Annotated in this window: 15 protein-coding genes; 9 read left to right on the top strand and 6 right to left on the bottom strand. The window is 46.0% G+C overall.

The window, feature by feature from the left end; genetic code table 11:
• Positions 1–471: 471 nt before the first annotated feature.
• The gene (gene typA / locus AB4384_RS07070) at positions 472–2,307 is read left to right on the top strand and encodes a translational GTPase TypA (protein WP_017059220.1); all 1,836 of its coding nucleotides are present in this window, start codon (positions 472–474) and stop codon (positions 2,305–2,307) included.
• A 144-nt stretch (positions 2,308–2,451) separates the two neighbouring features.
• On the opposite strand, the gene AB4384_RS07065 is transcribed toward typA, so the two are convergent.
• Positions 2,452–2,982, bottom strand: a complete 531-nt coding sequence (locus AB4384_RS07065; RefSeq protein ID WP_372129201.1) for an AAA family ATPase — start codon at positions 2,980–2,982, stop codon at positions 2,452–2,454.
• Between the two features lie 31 nt (positions 2,983–3,013).
• Positions 3,014–3,655, bottom strand: a complete 642-nt coding sequence (locus tag AB4384_RS07060; protein ID WP_372129199.1) for a DUF2959 domain-containing protein — start codon at positions 3,653–3,655, stop codon at positions 3,014–3,016.
• 42 nt (positions 3,656–3,697) lie between these two features.
• Between AB4384_RS07060 and AB4384_RS07055 the strand changes: the two genes are divergently transcribed.
• Genes AB4384_RS07055 through AB4384_RS07045 form a run of 3 tightly spaced genes read left to right on the top strand, consistent with a single transcriptional unit; the run spans position 3,698 to position 5,997 of the window.
• On the top strand, positions 3,698–4,639 hold the full coding sequence (locus tag AB4384_RS07055; RefSeq protein WP_019826491.1) for a virulence factor BrkB family protein: 942 nt from the start codon (positions 3,698–3,700) through the stop codon (positions 4,637–4,639).
• Entirely contained in the window at positions 4,611–5,045 is a 435-nt protein-coding gene (dtd, locus tag AB4384_RS07050; RefSeq protein ID WP_004735590.1) for a D-aminoacyl-tRNA deacylase, read from the top strand. Before AB4384_RS07055 ends, dtd begins: the two co-directional genes overlap by 29 nt.
• 16 nt (positions 5,046–5,061) lie before the next feature.
• Positions 5,062–5,997 (top strand): bifunctional GNAT family N-acetyltransferase/hotdog fold thioesterase, encoded by a 936-nt coding sequence (locus AB4384_RS07045; protein ID WP_102394592.1) that lies wholly within the window; start codon positions 5,062–5,064, stop codon positions 5,995–5,997.
• Positions 5,998–6,044: 47 nt separating this feature from the next.
• Here AB4384_RS07045 and AB4384_RS07040 read toward each other — a convergent pair whose 3' ends face one another.
• The 4 genes from AB4384_RS07040 to hslR all read right to left on the bottom strand — a co-directional run bounded on the left by AB4384_RS07040 (position 6,045) and on the right by hslR (position 11,431).
• The gene (locus AB4384_RS07040; RefSeq protein WP_372129197.1) at positions 6,045–8,015 is read right to left on the bottom strand and encodes an AsmA family protein; all 1,971 of its coding nucleotides are present in this window, start codon (positions 8,013–8,015) and stop codon (positions 6,045–6,047) included.
• Between the two features lie 154 nt (positions 8,016–8,169).
• The gene (gene pckA, locus AB4384_RS07035; protein WP_017062492.1) at positions 8,170–9,795 is read right to left on the bottom strand and encodes a phosphoenolpyruvate carboxykinase (ATP); all 1,626 of its coding nucleotides are present in this window, start codon (positions 9,793–9,795) and stop codon (positions 8,170–8,172) included.
• Positions 9,796–10,132: 337 nt separating this feature from the next.
• The gene (gene hslO, locus AB4384_RS07030; RefSeq protein ID WP_372129195.1) at positions 10,133–11,026 is read right to left on the bottom strand and encodes an Hsp33 family molecular chaperone HslO; all 894 of its coding nucleotides are present in this window, start codon (positions 11,024–11,026) and stop codon (positions 10,133–10,135) included.
• An 18-nt stretch (positions 11,027–11,044) separates the two neighbouring features.
• Positions 11,045–11,431 carry a ribosome-associated heat shock protein Hsp15 gene (gene hslR / locus AB4384_RS07025; protein WP_371707173.1) on the bottom strand — a complete coding sequence of 129 codons (387 nt, stop codon included), beginning with the start codon at positions 11,429–11,431 and terminating at the stop codon, positions 11,045–11,047.
• A gap of 331 nt (positions 11,432–11,762) precedes the next feature.
• On the opposite strand from hslR, the gene gspC reads away from it, so the two are divergent.
• From gspC to gspG, 5 genes are all read left to right on the top strand, one after another.
• The gene (gspC, locus tag AB4384_RS07020; protein WP_017062489.1) at positions 11,763–12,644 is read left to right on the top strand and encodes a type II secretion system protein GspC; all 882 of its coding nucleotides are present in this window, start codon (positions 11,763–11,765) and stop codon (positions 12,642–12,644) included.
• A 41-nt stretch (positions 12,645–12,685) separates the two neighbouring features.
• Positions 12,686–14,710, top strand: coding sequence for a type II secretion system secretin GspD (gspD, locus tag AB4384_RS07015; protein ID WP_215920959.1), 2,025 nt, complete (start codon positions 12,686–12,688; stop codon positions 14,708–14,710).
• Entirely contained in the window at positions 14,710–16,212 is a 1,503-nt protein-coding gene (gene gspE / locus AB4384_RS07010; RefSeq protein WP_372129193.1) for a type II secretion system ATPase GspE, read from the top strand. The genes gspD and gspE overlap by 1 nt, the downstream gene beginning before the upstream one ends.
• Position 16,213: 1 nt before the next feature.
• Positions 16,214–17,434, top strand: coding sequence for a type II secretion system inner membrane protein GspF (gspF, locus tag AB4384_RS07005; RefSeq protein ID WP_372129192.1), 1,221 nt, complete (start codon positions 16,214–16,216; stop codon positions 17,432–17,434).
• 88 nt (positions 17,435–17,522) lie between these two features.
• Entirely contained in the window at positions 17,523–17,966 is a 444-nt protein-coding gene (gene gspG, locus AB4384_RS07000) for a type II secretion system major pseudopilin GspG (RefSeq protein WP_017062485.1), read from the top strand.
• Positions 17,967–18,030: the final 64 nt, after the last annotated feature.

Below are 18,030 nucleotides of genomic sequence, written 5' to 3'. Positions count from 1 at the left end.
TGATTTATCTATAGCCAAAAACGTGCCAAAAAAATTATTCCATTAATTTCAATGATTTACTTGTTTTTCGGTTTTGCTTAATTTGGTTTTTGCACCAAAATGATCTCCGGTCGCACCTTATTGGTGCAATTGTTTGTCTGTGCACCAATATGAGACATAAGCGAGCACCATTCAGCAATGAATTGCCTAAGTTGTCAATCCACTTTTGTTATTTTGCGGGAGATTTGGTTCGCCACTCGCAGGTGATACTTTTTTAGAGTCCTACGAATTGGGCTGTTCAACACTGTACTGAATCAAAGTTAAGCGGATATGAATCGCTAATAAAGAAAAAAGCCCCGGTTCAGATCACATATTTCTGGGTTTTTGTCTAGAATCTGGTATATTATTGACCGTTTTTTAAATCAAGCTAGCGGTTATTATCCAAACTTTTGAGATAAGTGACGGCTACTTTTATGAGTGAATCGAGAATCCATGTCTACTCCACAGATTGATAAGTTAAGAAATATCGCGATCATCGCGCACGTTGACCACGGTAAAACGACTTTGGTTGATAAACTGCTACAACAGTCAGGCACTCTTGAGTCTCGTGGTGAAGCTGAAGAGCGTGTCATGGATTCGAATGACATCGAAAAAGAGCGTGGCATTACCATTCTTGCTAAGAACACAGCAATCAACTGGAATGATTACCGCATCAACATCGTAGATACTCCGGGACACGCGGACTTCGGTGGTGAAGTTGAGCGTATCATGTCTATGGTTGACTCTGTTCTGCTTATCGTTGACGCAGTTGATGGCCCAATGCCTCAAACTCGTTTCGTAACGCAAAAAGCATTCGCACACGGTCTTAAGCCAATCGTTGTAATCAACAAGATTGACCGCCCAGGCGCTCGTCCTGATTGGGTTATGGATCAAGTATTCGACCTTTTCGACAACCTAGGTGCTACTGATGAGCAACTAGACTTCACAGTTGTTTACGCTTCAGCTCTAAACGGCTGGGCAACAATGACTGAAGGCGAAACTGGCGAGAACATGGAACCATTGTTCCAAGCTGTTGTTGATACAGTAGACGCGCCTGCAGTTGACCTTGACGGTCCACTACAAATGCAAATTTCGCAACTTGATTACAGCTCTTACGTAGGTGTTATCGGTGTTGCTCGTGTTACTCGTGGTTCTGTTAAACCAAACCAACAAGTAACTATCGTAAATGCAGAAGGCAAAAAACGTAACGGTAAAGTAGGTACAGTTCTTGGTTACCTAGGTCTTGACCGTCACGAAGTTGAGCAAGCTAACGCTGGCGACATCATTGCAATCACTGGTCTTGGTGAGCTGAAAATTTCAGACACTATCTGTGACGTAAACAATGTTGAAGCAATGACTCCGCTTTCTGTTGATGAACCAACAGTAACAATGACGTTCCAAGTAAACACTTCTCCGTTCGCGGGTAAAGAAGGTAAGTTCGTTACTTCACGTAACATCCTTGAGCGTCTAGAGAAAGAACTAGTACACAACGTTGCACTACGTGTTGAAGAAACTGATAACCCAGATCGTTTCCGTGTTTCAGGTCGTGGTGAACTTCACCTATCTATCCTGATCGAAAACATGCGTCGTGAAGGTTTCGAGCTAGCTGTATCTCGTCCAGAAGTTATCATCAAGAAAGACGAAGATGGCAACCTAACTGAACCGTTTGAAACTGTGACTATCGACGTGCTTGAAGAGCACCAAGGTGGCATCATGGAAAACATCGGTCTACGTAAAGGTGAGCTAACTGATATGTCTCCAGATGGCAAAGGCCGTGTTCGCATGGACTTCATGATGCCTTCTCGTGGTCTTATCGGTTTCCAAACTGAGTTCCTAACTCTAACGTCTGGTTCTGGTCTTCTTTACCACTCATTTGATCACTACGGTCCTCACAAAGGCGGCGTAATCGGTCAACGTAACAACGGTGTTCTAATCTCGAACGCAACTGGTAAAGCTCTGACTTACGCACTATTCAACCTACAAGAACGTGGTCGTCTATTTGCTGAGCACGCGGATGAAGTATACGAAGGTCAAATCATCGGTATTCACAACCGTTCAAACGACCTAACAGTAAACTGTCTGAAAGGTAAGCAGCTAACGAACGTTCGTGCATCTGGTACTGATGAAGCACAGGTTCTTTCGCCACCTATCCGTCACACTCTAGAGCAAGCTCTTGAGTTCATCGACGAAGACGAACTAGTAGAAGTAACGCCAGTAAGCATTCGTATCCGTAAGAAGCTTCTTACTGAAAACGAACGTAAGCGTGCAGCACGTCCAGCTAAGGCTTAATTGCCAGCTGACTAGCTTCTAGCTAAGTAGATAAGAAAGCCCCGAGTAGCCTAGCTGCTCGGGGCTTTTGTTTTTTAGTTTGTTTAGATACGGTTAAACGAGATTTCGTCATCCTCAAGAGGGAGGAACGACCGAGTTGGGGATCTAGCTTTTGATACCTAAGTAACGCTCAACGAATTGAAGCCGTTCTTCGACTGGCATAAACGGCACTTCAACCACCTCATAACCAAGTTCTTGGTAGACTCTTTCTAACGCGTGGTGAATCTCTAACGCCTCCTCAAACGGATAAGGTCTCACATCATCTTGTACATAAATTGAAGCCTCAGGGCGACAGAACAACACTTGGGGGTGATAACCTTGGCTCGCTTCTCGGTAGGTTGTGTTTATCTCTAGTTTCGCCTGAGTCAAGTAGCCACAGATATCTGGAATGGCGCGATCGAGAAAGGCAACAGGATGCTGACTGGCTTGGTCTTTGTGTTCGCTCATGACGGTTAAACATAGGCGAGCAAAGCCTGGAAGGTCTAACCAAGGTAAGATACCGTTCTCAAGTTGACTCTGCTGTTCGATTAACTGGCGAGAGGACTCAGCGAATATCGGGTAACCCATGTCACCCAAGGCATTAATTAGTGTGGTTTTACCAGCCCCTGGGCCGCCAGTAACAATGATTGGGTTCATACGGGCTTATCTTTATTTGTGCCTACGGGCGTTATTTCTGGTTTAGTTGAGCAAGGAACTTATCCGATTCGGCGATCGCAGCATTCATCTGTTCTATTGCGTAGGCGATGTCTTTTTCTAAGCTCATAAACTCACCTTGCAGCGAGCCGACAGCGCTCGCATTTAGGTTGTGCTTGAGATAAAGCGTATTGTCGCGAAGGGTGTTGAGTACAGGGTCCATCTTTTTCTCGGCACGTTTCATCGCTGACAGCATCTTTTGGTAAGACGATTTAGTTTCACGAAGCTTTTGCTCGCTCGAGCGGCGCAGTGAATCACTGGTGTAGAGATCTAACTCACTCTGCCACTCTTCAAACAGCGCATCCGACACATCTTCAATCGCAGCAATGCGGTCACTGACATTTTGCGCGGCTTTCTCGCTGTCTTGGTATTTATCGTTGATTTGGTTGTACATGTCTTCAAGGTCGCCGCCGCTGAAATTAGTCAGGCTACTCAAGGCTTCAAGTGCTCTGGTAAACTCTTCCTGAGCATCCTGCTGCGACTCTTTAGCGTCTTCCACTCTATCGACCATAATGTCACGCTTGTGGTAACCCACTTGCTCCATGGCGGAGTAATAAGCTGACTGGCATCCAGTAAGAGTAAAAATAGAGAGGACTATAACTATTAAATAAGGCATCCTAGTTTCCTATAGTTAAGTAACGGAATATTAATTAGGACTATGAACGAGTTACAAGGGAGTTACAAGTTGAAGATAAAAAAGGTCGCCACACTCAGTATTCAGTTTTCTCGCTATCTTTTGGCGCGAATGACGCACGATAGAGTCAACGTGAATGCGGGCTACTTGGCGTACATTACTTTGCTCTCGATCGTACCGATGTTGACGGTTCTGCTCTCTATCTTGTCGTCATTCTCCATCTTTGCTGATGTTGGTATCGTGATTCAAAACTTCGTTATTACCAACTTTGTTCCCGCGTCTGGGGATGCCGTACACGGTGCCTTGTTAGAGTTCGTTGCCAATACCGGAAAAATGACGGCGGTCGGTAGTGTGTTCTTATTCATTGCAGCGCTGATGCTGATCTCGAATATTGATAAGAACTTAAACTACATCTGGCGTGTCGATGAGAAGCGACGTGCGGTATTGTCGTTCTCAATGTACTGGATGGTGCTCACGCTTGGACCTATTTTAGTTGGGGCGAGCATTGCAGCCACTTCTTATGTGACATCATTGAGCTTGTTGCAAAACGAAGTGGTGTCTGGCGCCTTTAACACCGTGATTCGCAAACTTCCTTTGATTCTCTCTTTCTTTGCGTTTTTCGGTCTGTACCTGTTGGTTCCCAACAAAAAGATACACTTTTCTCATGCGGCTGCAGGTTCTCTAGTGGCGGCTCTGTTGTTCGAACTCAGTAAGAAAGGCTTCGCGGCCTACATTACTCAATTCCCTTCTTACCAGTTGATTTATGGCGCATTGGCGGCAATACCAATTCTTTTTGTCTGGGTTTATTTGTGCTGGTTGATTGTGCTGGTGGGTGCTGAGGTGACCGCTGCATTGGGTGAGCAGGAACAGTGGAGTGACTCGAAAGAAATGGTACACTCGTCGGATAAAGACAAAATCACAGAGCAAGGAAACAACAGTGATAGCACTGATCCAGAGAGTAAGTGAAGCTGCCGTCCGTGTTGATGGCGAAGTAGTTGGTGAGATTGAGCAAGGCTTATTGGTTCTGTTAGGCGTAGAAAAAGGTGATGATGAAGCCAAAGCTAAACGTTTGATGGAACGAGTGACCACTTATCGTGTCTTTGGAGATGAAGACGATAAAATGAACCTCAACGTGAAGCAGGTAGAAGGTAAGGTATTAGTGGTGTCTCAATTCACTCTGCCGGCCGATACCAAGAAAGGGACTCGAGCAGGGTTCTCTCGTGGTGCTCACCCAGAAGATGCTGAGCGTCTTTATAACTATTTCTCTGACCAGTGTGAATCAGTGTTACCAACGGAACGTGGCCGATTCGCAGCCGACATGAAAGTGTCTTTGGTTAATGATGGCCCAGTGACATTCTGGCTGCAGGTTTAGGCTTAAAGGAATAAGCATGTTTAAACTCATAACACCAACCACCGAAAATCAGCTAAACAAGTATTACCATTTTCGTTGGCAGATGCTCCGTGAACCTTGGCGAATGCCGGTAGGTTCTGAGCGCGATGAATATGACCCAATGAGTCACCATCGCATGATTGTTGATGGTCGTGGTCGCCCGATGGCGATTGGTCGTCTGTATATCACCCCAGATCTGGAAGGTCAGATCCGCTATATGGCGGTGAAGAAATCTCGCCAAAGTAAAGGCATGGGTTCGTTGATTCTAGTCGCACTTGAGTCATTGGCTCGCCAAGAGGGTGCTAAGCGCTTGGTGTGTAATGCACGTGAAGATGCGATCTCATTCTATGAGAAGAATGAATTTGAACGTCGCGGTGAGATTAACGATCAACGTGGCCCTGTGCGTCACCAACAGATGGTTAAGCATCTTGACCCAATGGCAGACGTTCTACGCAAGCCTGAGTGGTGTAATGAGCTTCAGCAGCGCTGGGAACATCAGATCCCGATCAGTGACAAGATGGGCATCAAGATCAACCAATACACGGGTTACCAATTTGAGTGTAGTGCTCAGCTGAATCCCAACTTGAACCCGCATAATACCATGTTTGCAGGCTCTGCCTTTACCTTAGCGACCTTAACTGGTTGGGGGATGACTTGGTTATTGATGAAAGAACGCGGGCTGACCGGTGATATCGTACTGGCAGACAGTAATATTCGTTATCGTCACCCAGTCGAGCAAAACCCAGTCGCATCCACTTCATTGGATGGGATCAGTGGCGATTTAGATCGCCTCGCGTCTGGCAGAAAAGCTCGTATCATCATTCATGTGACCATTAACAGTGGCGATGTGGAAGCGGTTGAGTTTACGGGAACCTATATGCTGATCCCTGATTATAAAAAGATACTCTCGACAGATTCTAATGTGAGCGAATAGCCCACATCTAGCACTCCGTTGATTTGGTAAGATATTGATTAAAAGCGCTACTCCTGTGGAGTGGCGCTTTTTTGTTGGCAGTCGTTAATCTCCGAATACTCAGCTTGGGTGAGCTTTCCTGAGATTTGATGGCATGGGTCCGATAGGGTAATCGAGAGGGTGTGTTGCTCAGCTTTAAGCAAGTCGAGTTCTCCAGAAGCCTCGCCATTGAGCGTTTGAACCCTTTGTTCGCCTTGCTCTGCTGATGATGCACCAATAATATGCATCGGTTCGAGAGTGAAGCGCCCACGGTCAAAATGCGCATTAAGCTCTGGAATTTCAAACACGTTATCAGTCGATGTTTCAGAAAGCTTGTCATTAAAGGTCATCACACCCTGGCGAACGCTGCCAGTGAGTTGCCCTGTGGTTGAGTAACCGAGCATCAGTGAGTCGCCATATAAACCTGCGGCTTGAAGTTCAAACTCGCCATAGCCGGTTGCATCGAGTGGTAATTCAAGTCGCTGCAGCATAGGCGCAATGGGTAACCCATCGGCAGAAATATCTAAGCTCCATGGCTTGCTGATTTGGTTAAAATCGAGCGTTGCATTGGCTTCAATGTAGCCATTCCTGAGTGGTGCAAACAGGCGAGTCAGCGTCCATTTTCCTTGTTCGCTATTCATCTCAACCACAGGCTGTGCGCTGAGAATATTTTGGTAGCTGGCATCATTGGCGCTCGCCATCAGCTTCCCTTGCCACAAGCCCAGTTTTCTATCTTGCAGCAGTTGAACTTGATGCCCCTCGACATGTAATCCAGAGACCTGCCAGTAAGGCGTTTGTGCTAGTTGGATAAGTTGGCTGCGTTCTATATTAAGTCGGTTAATCTCGACGTTCTGGAGTTGTGTAAGCCAAGGTATTAGTCGAGCTGCGACTAGAGGGCTATCTTGGTTTTCGGTAATCCACTTGATGCCTTGTAGGTCGAGTTGCGCTAATTCAATGCTGCTAGGGGTGACTTCGCCATTGAGCTGAACAGTGCCTTGCAGGAATTGAGTATAGAAATCTTCAATCAGAATCTGGTTTGTTTCTAGGTTGAGCTTGAGGCTTGGCTCGATGAACATGTCATCATCAATGGTCACTCCTTCAGCTTGCAGAGAAAAAATGGCTTTCTGTTGTTTCCAGATTTCAAAAGGCAGTTGGATATTTTCTAGTGAGGCATCAAAGGCAGCGAGGTGCCCATCTTGCCACTCTACGTCGCTGCGTAGAATATCTAAGCTATTGATGTGATTGATCTGAATACCTGCCACATCCCATTCTTTGCTTAGTAGGTTTTGGGTCTGTTCCTGATTGAGTCGTAAGCCATCGACGGTCACGTTCACCAACGACCAATCTTGTTGATACTGCTCTGCTTGACCGGAAATCTTGGCGCCACGCCAGTCAAATGAAGCACCATAAAGCGTGCTATCACTCGGTTTTAGGTCTAAGTCTATCAACAGATTATCGAATGCTTCACCTTGCCAATACAATTGCGAGGCGGAGAGTTGGGTTTTGCCATAGGGCAGCAGTGAACGGTTGTCCCCCCAAATGGGTTCGGAGATCTGGAGGTTGATGCCTCGTGTATTAAACTCTGGCGTCGAAAAGTCGAGATTGTTGATGGCCAGCTGGTGGAGCTTGATGTTTGGTTGGGTAAATAAAGAAGTCAGTGTTTTTAGATCGTCTTCCTCTAACTGTAGGCCGCTGATCAAAACAGATTCAAAGACCAGTTTGGCCTCTGTCATCGAGCTGGGGCTGAACCAAAGATCGATCTTGTCGATATACAGAGGTGTTTGCTTTTCTGGTTGGCTTTGGGTAATGCCCATTAAGGTGATGTGATAAGGCGCCTGATACTCAACATCTTCAATGAATACAGGTTGTTCAATCGTATGTTTGATAAAAAAGTTGGCAACATCCGCACGGTATTGGGTCTGCAGGCTTAATAGCAGCGCTGCGATAGTTGCAACGGCGATAGCCAACACAATGCCGAACACCATGAATACCTTTTTCATTCCCTGAAAGCCTTAAATTTCAATAGTCTTAAAACAGAGTGGAACAAAAAGGGTCAAGCATCAACAAAAAAGCCCCTCAAAAGAGGGGCTTGCTACAAAAATATCATTTTAAATTGGGCGTTTGCTTTTGGCTAAGCCCGAGCAGATGGTTGGATTAGTCCAGTTGAGGACCAGCTGCAACCAGTGACTTACCTTCAGCGTTGTCTGTGTACTTATCAAAGTTGTTGATGAAGCGCTCGGCTAGATCTTTCGCTTTGCTTTCCCATTGTAGAGGGTCAGTGTACGTATCGCGTGGGTCAAGGATCGCTGGGTCAACATCGTGCAGCGCTAGCGGTACTTCTAGGTTAAACATAGGGATAACCTTAGTTTCAGCGTTGTCGATTGAGCCATCTAGGATAGCGTCGATGATGCCGCGAGTGTCTTGGATAGAGATACGTTTACCAGTACCGTTCCAACCTGTGTTCACTAGGTAAGCTTCAGCGCCTGCCGCTTCCATACGCTTCACAAGCACTTCAGCGTACTGAGTTGGGTGAAGAGTTAGGAATGCCGCACCAAATGCCGCAGAGAACGTTGGTGTTGGCTCAGTAATACCACGCTCAGTACCCGCAAGTTTTGCAGTGAAGCCAGATAGGAAGTGGTACTTCGTTTGCTCTGGAGTCAGCTTAGAAACTGGTGGTAGCACACCGAATGCATCCGCAGTTAGGAAGATAACCTTTTGAGCGTGACCTGCTTTTGATACTGGTTTAACGATGTTGTCGATGTGATGGATCGGGTAAGAAACACGTGTGTTTTCTGTTTTAGAGCCGTCATCAAAATCGATAGAGCCATCGCCACGAACCGTGACGTTTTCTAGTAGTGCATCACGACGGATTGCGTTGTAGATTTCAGGTTCAGCTTCTTTAGATAGACGAATCGTCTTCGCGTAACAACCACCTTCGAAGTTGAAGATACCATCGTCATCCCAACCGTGCTCATCATCACCGATTAGCTCACGCTTAGGATCGGTTGAAAGCGTAGTTTTACCTGTACCAGATAGACCGAAGAAGATGGCTACATCGCCTTTCTCGCCGACGTTTGCACTACAGTGCATTGAAGCAATGCCTTGCAGAGGAAGCAGGTAGTTCATCATTGCGAACATGCCTTTCTTCATCTCACCGCCGTACCAAGTACCACCGATGATTTGAACGCGCTCTGTTAGGTTGAAAGCAACGAAGTTTTCAGAGTTTAGACCCTGCTTTTCCCAGTTAGGGTTAGTTGTTTTAGCACCGTTCATTACCACGAAATCAGGTTCGAACGTTGCTAGCTCTTCGTCAGTTGGACGAATGAACATGTTCTTAACGAAGTGCGCTTGCCACGCTACTTCAGTGATAATACGCACGCTTAAGCGCGTATCAGGGTTAGCACCACAATAACCGTCGATGACAAACAGGCGCTTGCCAGATAGCTGAGTTGTCACAAGCTCTTTCAGCTCATTCCATACTTCAGTTGTAATCGGTTTGTTGTCATTTTTGCCTTGATCTGACCACCACATGGTATCGCGGGTCGTGTCATCTTTAACAATGTACTTATCTTTTGGTGAGCGGCCAGTAAAGATACCAGTGTCTACCGCAACAGAGCCTAGTTCCGTTACTACGCCTTTTTCGTAGCCTTCCAAACCTGGCAGTGTTTCTTCAACGAATAACTGCTCGTAGCTAGGATTACGAAGAACTTCAGTAACGCCAGTCAGTCCGTGCTTAGTTAGATCAATTTGTGCAGCCTTTGTATGTTCCATAACGGTCATAGGTGCTCCTTGTAGGATATTTTGTAGGGATTTTGTATTAATTTTTTATTGTTATCTGCTCACCATGCTAGCAACGAGACTCGGGGGAAACAGGGATATAGCTCAAAAAATATCCATATTAGCCATGGGGTTTTAAGCGTCTCGTCACATATTGGCCCAACTAGTCTATCCTGTACGCAAACCTTTGCGCTAGGGGCGAGAACATTATTAATTGATTAAAATTAAGCGGTGATTTTATTACGAGATGTTACGGAGTTTGCGCTATTTTGATCACAAAAAAGGCCAGCTGAGGGCTGACCTTTTTGGGGTAAATTACGTGTTTTTGGTACGCCGTAAATTAATGAACCGTATTGCTGCCTTTATCTGCTGCTTCTGCGTACAGTGCATCAACATCATTCTTGTCGAACGAGTAGTTTGTGCCACAGTAATCGCAGTGTAGACCAACGCTTCCTTCGGTGCTTAGGATGTCGTAGATCTCTTCTTGAGCAACAGTAATGATTGCTGCTGCACTTCGATCGCGTGAACAGCCACAGAAGAACTCAACCGGTTGTGGTGTGAATAGCTGTACTTTCTCTTGGTTGTACAAACGGTAAAGCAGTTCGTTCGCTTCTAGAGTGAATAGCTCTTCGTTTTTCACGGTGTCTGTTAGTTGCTCTAGGTGCTCAAAGTCGTCTGGAGTACCGGTGCCGTCAGGCATTACTTGTAGCAACATACCTGCAGCGTGTGCTTTGCCTTCATGCTCGCCAGTGCGCAGCCATAGACGAGTCTTAAGCTGTTCAGAGTTAGCGAAGTAGCCTTCAAGCACTTGTGCAAGCGTGTCACCTTCAAGACCAACGATACCTTGGTAACGCTCACCTTTCTTAGGATCGATAGTGATCACTAGATGACCTTTACCCATTAGGGCGTGTAGACCTGCGTCGTCTGCGATATCGCCTTCAAAGCGAGCAACACCACGGATCTTCTGATCGTGATCGCCATTGATAACTGCTAGAGATACTGGGCCGTCACCTTGCAGCTGCATCGTGATAGAACCTTCAAACTTTAGGGTCGCCGTTAGTAGCGTCGTTGAAACCAGTAGCTCACCCAACAGCTTTTGTACTGGCGCTGGGTATTCCTTGCTAGAAATAATCTGTTGGTACGCTTCGTCCATTTGTACCAATTCACCACGAACTGATAGGTCTTCAAATAGGTAGCGATTTAAAACATTACTTGTAGACATTGGGTTGGCCATTTGGCTATTCCTTCTAGCTTATTGAGTCTTGAACTTGATGATGTCACGACGTTGCTTTTTATCTGGGCGACGTTCTGGTGCAGGGCTATGAGCATTCAGTTTGCGTTGTGTTGCAAACTCTTCTCTCTTTGCCAAGCTCTCGGTGGTTTCTTCATAGAGGGTTTGAGCTATAGGAGCTCCACCACGATGGGCCGAGATTTTCTCGATTGTCACCGTCTTTTCTTCATTACCTTGGCGCAGGGTAATCACTGCTCCAAGTTCGACAATTTTACTTGGCTTGCTGCGCTGACCATTATAGTGGACTTTGCCACCATCGACCATATTGCGAGCAATAGACCGGGTTTTGTAAAAACGAGCTGCCCACAACCATTTATCGAGTCTGACAGCTTCATTAGCAGTTTTCATATAGGGCTGTGCCTTATTAAGTGAGAAATGAATGCGGTTTAACTGTAACGAACAGTGCGCAACATGTTTTTGATGATGCTTATCACATTAAGTAGAAGCTTAAAGTGGAGGCGGTTGGCATTTTTTTCAAGTCATAATACAAAATAGCCATGTTATGCCGATTTATCGATTTGCTATGATATAGTTCAGGATCTTATTGCTTAAATAAGCTTGGTATCGAACGAATGAATAAAAAAGCTGAAAGTTTAATGATTTGCAGCGTTTGTCGTCATGAAAAGGGACTAGGAAAGTGAACTTTTTAGAGCTCAAAAATCGCGTAGGGAATTCTCCTATGTTGAGCCGCTTATTAGAGAATGGATTTGTACTTCAGCAGAAACTAAGCTTAGCGACCTGTTGTGTATTGATTGCAGCTTCCGCATGGATCTTAGGGCAGCTTGCATGGTTTATCGAACCTGCTGAGCAAACTATCGCGCCTTGGACAGCAACGGCTTCATCGTCTTCAGCACCTCAATCGACCCTTGATATCTCTTCTTTGCAGCAGAGCAACATGTTTGGTGCTTACAACCCAAGCACGCCCGCTGTGGTTGAACAGCAAGTTATCCAAGATGCGCCTAAGACGCGATTAAACCTCGTTTTAGTGGGTGCAGTCGCGAGCTCGAATCCAAAACTGAGCTTAGCGGTGATCGCCAATCGCGGCACGCAAGCGACCTACGGAATTAATGAAGAGATTGAAGGCACTCGAGCCAAGTTAAAAGCGGTATTAATCGACCGCGTTATCATTGATAACTCAGGACGAGACGAAACCTTGATGCTTGAAGGTATTGAGTACAAGCGTTTGGCTGTATCAGCGCCTGCGCCACCTCGTAGCTCTTCTTCGGTTCGTGGTAATAATCCGGCTTCAGCAGAAGAGAAGCTTGATGAAATTAAAGCGAAGATAATGAAAGATCCGCAACAAATCTTCCAATATGTTCGACTGTCTCAGGTGAAGCGTGACGACAAAGTGATCGGTTATCGTGTGAGCCCTGGCAAAGATTCAGAACTTTTTAACTCTGTTGGGCTCCAAAACGGAGATATTGCCACTCAGTTAAATGGACAAGACCTGACAGACCCTGCTGCTATGGGCAACATATTCCGTTCTATCTCAGAGCTGACAGAGCTAAACCTCGTCGTCGAGAGAGATGGTCAACAACATGAAGTGTTTATTGAATTTTAAAACTTTGCGTCTAACGAAGGACGAAAGTGTAGGAGAAGTACGTGAAGCATTGGTTTAAGAAAAGTGCATGGTTATTGGCAGGAAGCTTAATCTGCACACCCGCAGCCATCGCGAGTGATTTTAGTGCCAGCTTTAAAGGCACTGATATTCAAGAGTTTATTAATATTGTTGGTCGTAACCTAGAGAAGACGATCATCGTTGACCCTTCGGTGCGCGGAAAAATCGATGTACGCAGCTACGACGTACTCAATGAAGAGCAATATTACAGCTTCTTCCTAAACGTATTGGAAGTGTATGGCTACGCGGTTGTCGAAATGGACTCAGGTGTTCTTAAGATCATCAAGGCCAAAGATTCGAAAACATCGGCAATTCCAGTCGTTGGAGACAGTGACACGATCAAAGGCGACAATGTGGTGACACGTGTTGTGACGGTTCGTAATGTCTCGGTACGTGAACTTTCTCCTCTGCTTCGTCAACTAAACGACAATGCAGGCGCGGGTAACGTTGTGCACTACGACCCAGCCAACATCATCCTTATTACAGGCCGAGCGGCGGTAGTAAACCGTTTAGCTGAAATCATCAAGCGTGTTGACCAAGCGGGTGATAAAGAGATTGAAGTCGTTGAGCTAAAGAATGCTTCTGCGGCAGAAATGGTACGTATCGTTGATGCGTTAAGCAAAACCACTGATGCGAAAAACACACCTGCATTTCTACAACCTAAATTAGTTGCCGATGAACGTACCAATGCGATTCTTATCTCAGGTGACCCTAAGGTACGTAGCCGTTTAAGAAGGTTGATTGAACAGCTTGATGTGGAAATGGCAACCAAGGGCAACAACCAAGTAATTTACCTTAAATACGCCAAAGCAGAAGATTTAGTCGATGTGCTGAAAGGCGTGTCGGACAACCTGCAATCAGAAAAGCAATCTTCAACCAAAGGCAGCTCATCGCAACGTAACCAAGTGATGATCTCCGCTCACAGTGATACCAACTCGTTGGTGATTACCGCACAACCGGACATCATGAATGCGCTTCAAGATGTGATCGCACAGTTGGATATTCGTCGTGCTCAAGTATTGATTGAAGCCTTGATCGTTGAAATGGCTGAAGGCGATGGCATTAACCTTGGTGTGCAATGGGGTAACCTTGATACTGGTGCTGTGATTCAGTATGGCAACACAGGTGCGTCAATCGGTGGCGTAATGGTTGGTTTAGAAGAAGCGAAAGACACTGAAACGACCACCGCAGTCTATGATGATAATGGCGCCTTTTTGCGTAATGAAACGACCACAGAATCCGGTGACTACTCAACGTTAGCTTCTGCTCTTTCTGGCGTTAATGGCGCGGCAATGAGCGTAGTGATGGGTGACTGGACTGCCTTGATCAGTGCAGTAGCGACCGATTCAAATTCAAATATCCTATCTTCTCCAAGTATTACCGTGATGGATAACGGTGAGGCTTCATTCATTGTGGGTGAAGAGGTGCCTGTTTTAACTGGCTCGACCGCAGGTTCAAGCAACGACAACCCATTCCAAACGGTTGAACGTAAAGAAGTGGGTATCAAGCTTAAAGTGGTGCCACAAATCAACGAGGGTGATTCGGTTCAACTGCAAATAGAACAAGAAGTCTCTAACGTATTGGGCGCCAATGGTGCAGTTGATGTTCGTTTTGCTAAGCGTCAGCTAAATACGTCAGTGATTGTTCAAGACGGTCAAATGCTGGTGCTTGGTGGCTTGATTGACGAGCGAGCACTGGAAAGTGAATCTAAGGTGCCGTTCTTGGGTGATATCCCTGTTCTAGGACACTTGTTCAAATCAACCAGTACTCAAGTTGAGAAAAAGAACCTAATGGTCTTCATCAAACCAACCATTATTCGTGATGGTATGACAGCCGATGGTATCACTCAGCGTAAATACAACTTCATCCGTGCTGAGCAGTTGTACAAGGCTGAGCAAGGACTGAAATTAATGGCAGACGATAACATCCCGGTATTGCCTAAATTTGGTGCCGACATGAATCACCCGGCTGAAATTCAAGCCTTCATCGATCAAATGGAACAAGAATAATGGCTGAATTGGTAGGGGCGGCACGTACTTATCAGCGCTTGCCGTTTAGCTTTGCGAATCGCTACAAGATGGTGTTGGAATATCAACATCCAGAGCGCGCACCGATACTTTATTATGTTGAGCCACTGAAATCGGCGGCGATCATTGAAGTGAGTCGTGTTGTGAAAAATGGTTTCACGCCACAAGCGATTACTCTCGATGAGTTTGATAAAAAACTGACCGATGCTTATCAGCGTGACTCGTCGGAAGCTCGTCAGCTCATGGAAGACATTGGTGCTGATAGTGATGATTTCTTCTCACTAGCGGAAGAACTGCCTCAAGACGAAGACTTACTTGAATCAGAAGATGATGCACCAATCATCAAGTTAATCAATGCGATGCTGGGTGAGGCGATCAAAGAGGGTGCTTCGGATATACACATCGAAACCTTTGAAAAGTCACTTTGTATCCGTTTCCGAGTTGATGGTGTGCTGCGTGATGTTCTAGCGCCAAGCCGTAAACTGGCTCCGCTGCTTGTGTCACGTGTAAAGGTTATGGCTAAATTGGATATTGCGGAAAAACGCGTGCCACAAGATGGTCGTATTTCTTTGCGTATTGGTGGCCGAGCGGTTGATGTTCGTGTTTCAACCATGCCTTCTTCGCACGGTGAGCGTGTGGTAATGCGTCTGTTGGACAAAAACGCCACTCGTCTAGACTTGCACAGTTTAGGTATGACAGCAGAAAACCATGAAAACTTCCGTAAGCTGATTCAGCGCCCACATGGCATTATCTTGGTGACTGGCCCGACAGGCTCAGGTAAATCAACGACCTTGTACGCTGGCCTGCAAGAGCTTAACAGCAACGAACGCAACATCCTTACCGTTGAAGACCCAATTGAATTTGATATTGATGGCATTGGTCAAACACAAGTGAACCCTAAGGTTGATATGACCTTTGCGCGTGGTTTACGTGCGATTCTTCGTCAAGATCCCGATGTGGTAATGATTGGTGAGATACGTGACTTAGAGACCGCAGAGATCGCTGTTCAAGCCTCTTTGACCGGTCACTTAGTGATGTCGACCCTTCACACCAATACGGCAATCGGTGCAATTACGCGTCTGCGTGATATGGGCATCGAACCCTTCTTGATCTCTTCTTCGCTGCTGGGTGTTTTGGCTCAGCGCTTGGTTCGCACCCTGTGTAACGACTGTAAAGAACCTTACGAAGCGGATAAAGAACAGAAAAAACTGTTTGGGTTGAAGAAGAAAGAAAGCCTGACGCTTTACCATGCCAAAGGTTGTGAAGAGTGTGGCCATAAGGGTTATCGAGGTCGTACTGGTATTCATGAGCTGCTGATGATTGATGACTCAGTACAAGAGCTGATTCACAGTGAAGCGGGTGAGCAGGCGATTGAGAAAGCAATTCGTGGCACAACACCAAGTATTCGAGATGATGGCTTGAGCAAAGTTCTGAAAGGGGTAACGTCCTTAGAAGAAGTGATGCGTGTGACCAAGGAAGTCTAGTATGGCGGCATTTGAATACAAAGCGCTGGATGCCAAGGGTAAGAGCAAAAAGGGCTCGATTGAAGCGGATAACGCTCGTCAGGCTCGCCAGCGCTTAAAAGAACAAGGCTTGATGCCGGTTGAGATGACCGAAGCTAAAGCTAAAACGACGAAAGGTGCTCAGCCTTCGACCAGCTTTAAGCGTGGTATCAGCACGCCAGACCTCGCTTTGATTACTCGCCAAATTTCCACCTTGGTGCAATCAGGTATGCCGCTAGAAGAGTGCTTGAAAGCCGTTGCCGAACAGTCTGAAAAACCTCGTATTCGAACCATGTTACTGGCGGTTCGTTCGAAGGTAACGGAAGGTTACTCGTTAGCCGATAGCTTAGCTGATTACCCTCACATCTTTGATGAACTGTTTAGAGCCATGGTCGCAGCTGGTGAGAAATCGGGTCACTTAGATGCGGTATTGGAGCGATTGGCTGATTACGCAGAAAACCGCCAGAAGATGCGCTCTAAGCTGCTACAAGCGATGATCTACCCTGTGGTGCTGGTGGTGTTTGCGGTGACGATTGTTTCGTTCCTGTTGGCAACCGTGGTACCTAAGATCGTTGAGCCTATTATCCAAATGGGCCAAGAGCTTCCTCAATCGACACAATTTTTATTGGCATCGAGTGAATTTATCCAGAATTGGGGTATCCAATTACTGTTGTTGATCATTGGTGTGATTGTGTTGATTAAGACCGCGCTGAAAAAACCGGGCGTGCGCATGAGCTGGGATCGCAAGCTATTAAGCATTCCACTGATCGGCAAGATCGCGAAAGGGATTAATACCTCTCGTTTTGCACGAACACTCTCTATCTGTACTTCGAGTGCGATTCCTATTCTTGAAGGGATGAAAGTAGCGGTCGATGTCATGTCGAATCACCATGTTAAACAGCAAGTAACACAGGCGTCAGATAGCGTTAGAGAAGGGGCAAGTCTGCGTAAAGCGCTTGATCAAACCAAACTCTTCCCTCCAATGATGCTGCATATGATCGCCAGTGGTGAGCAGAGTGGTCAGTTAGAACAAATGCTGACAAGAGCGGCGGACAACCAAGACCAAAGCTTTGAATCGACCGTGAATATCGCGTTAGGTATCTTTACACCAGCACTTATCGCTTTGATGGCAGGCTTAGTACTGTTCATTGTGATGGCGACTCTGATGCCGATGCTTGAAATGAATAATTTGATGAGTGGTTAATCAACTGCTCATAAGACGTTAGTTTTTGGATTAACGAGAAGAAGGACATTATTACCTTCAACTCGCTGTCTGTAATTTGGAGAAAATAATGAAAAACAGAATGAAGAAACAATCAGGCTTTACCCTATTAGAAGTGATGGTTGTTGTGGTTATCCTTGGCGTATTGGCGAGCTTTGTTGTACCTAACCTATTGGGTAACAAAGAGAAGGCTGACCAACAAAAAGCCATCACTGATATTGTGGCGCTAGAGAACGCGCTAGATATGTACAAACTGGATAACAGCGTTTACCCAACAACGGATCAAGGTCTTGATGCATTGGTTTCTAAGCCAAGCAGCCCAGAGCCTCGTAACTACCGCGACGGTGGCTACATCAAGCGTCTGCCAAACGACCCATGGGGTAACGAGTACCAATACCTAAGCCCTGGTGATAACGGCACTATTGATATTTTCACTCTTGGTGCTGATGGCCAAGAAGGTGGTGAAGGTATTGCGGCGGATATCGGCAACTGGAACATGCAGGATTTCCAATAAGCTTCAGCTTATTGTTTGATTCGTTATTGATGCTTGATACGTTATTGATGGTAGGACGTAAACA

The organism is Vibrio sp. 10N.261.51.A4 (assembly GCF_041471945.1).
GTDB classification, from domain to species: domain Bacteria; phylum Pseudomonadota; class Gammaproteobacteria; order Enterobacterales; family Vibrionaceae; genus Vibrio; species Vibrio crassostreae_C.
Note: the sequence above shows the minus strand (reverse complement) of the source record. Positions and strands in the feature narration are given on the sequence as shown.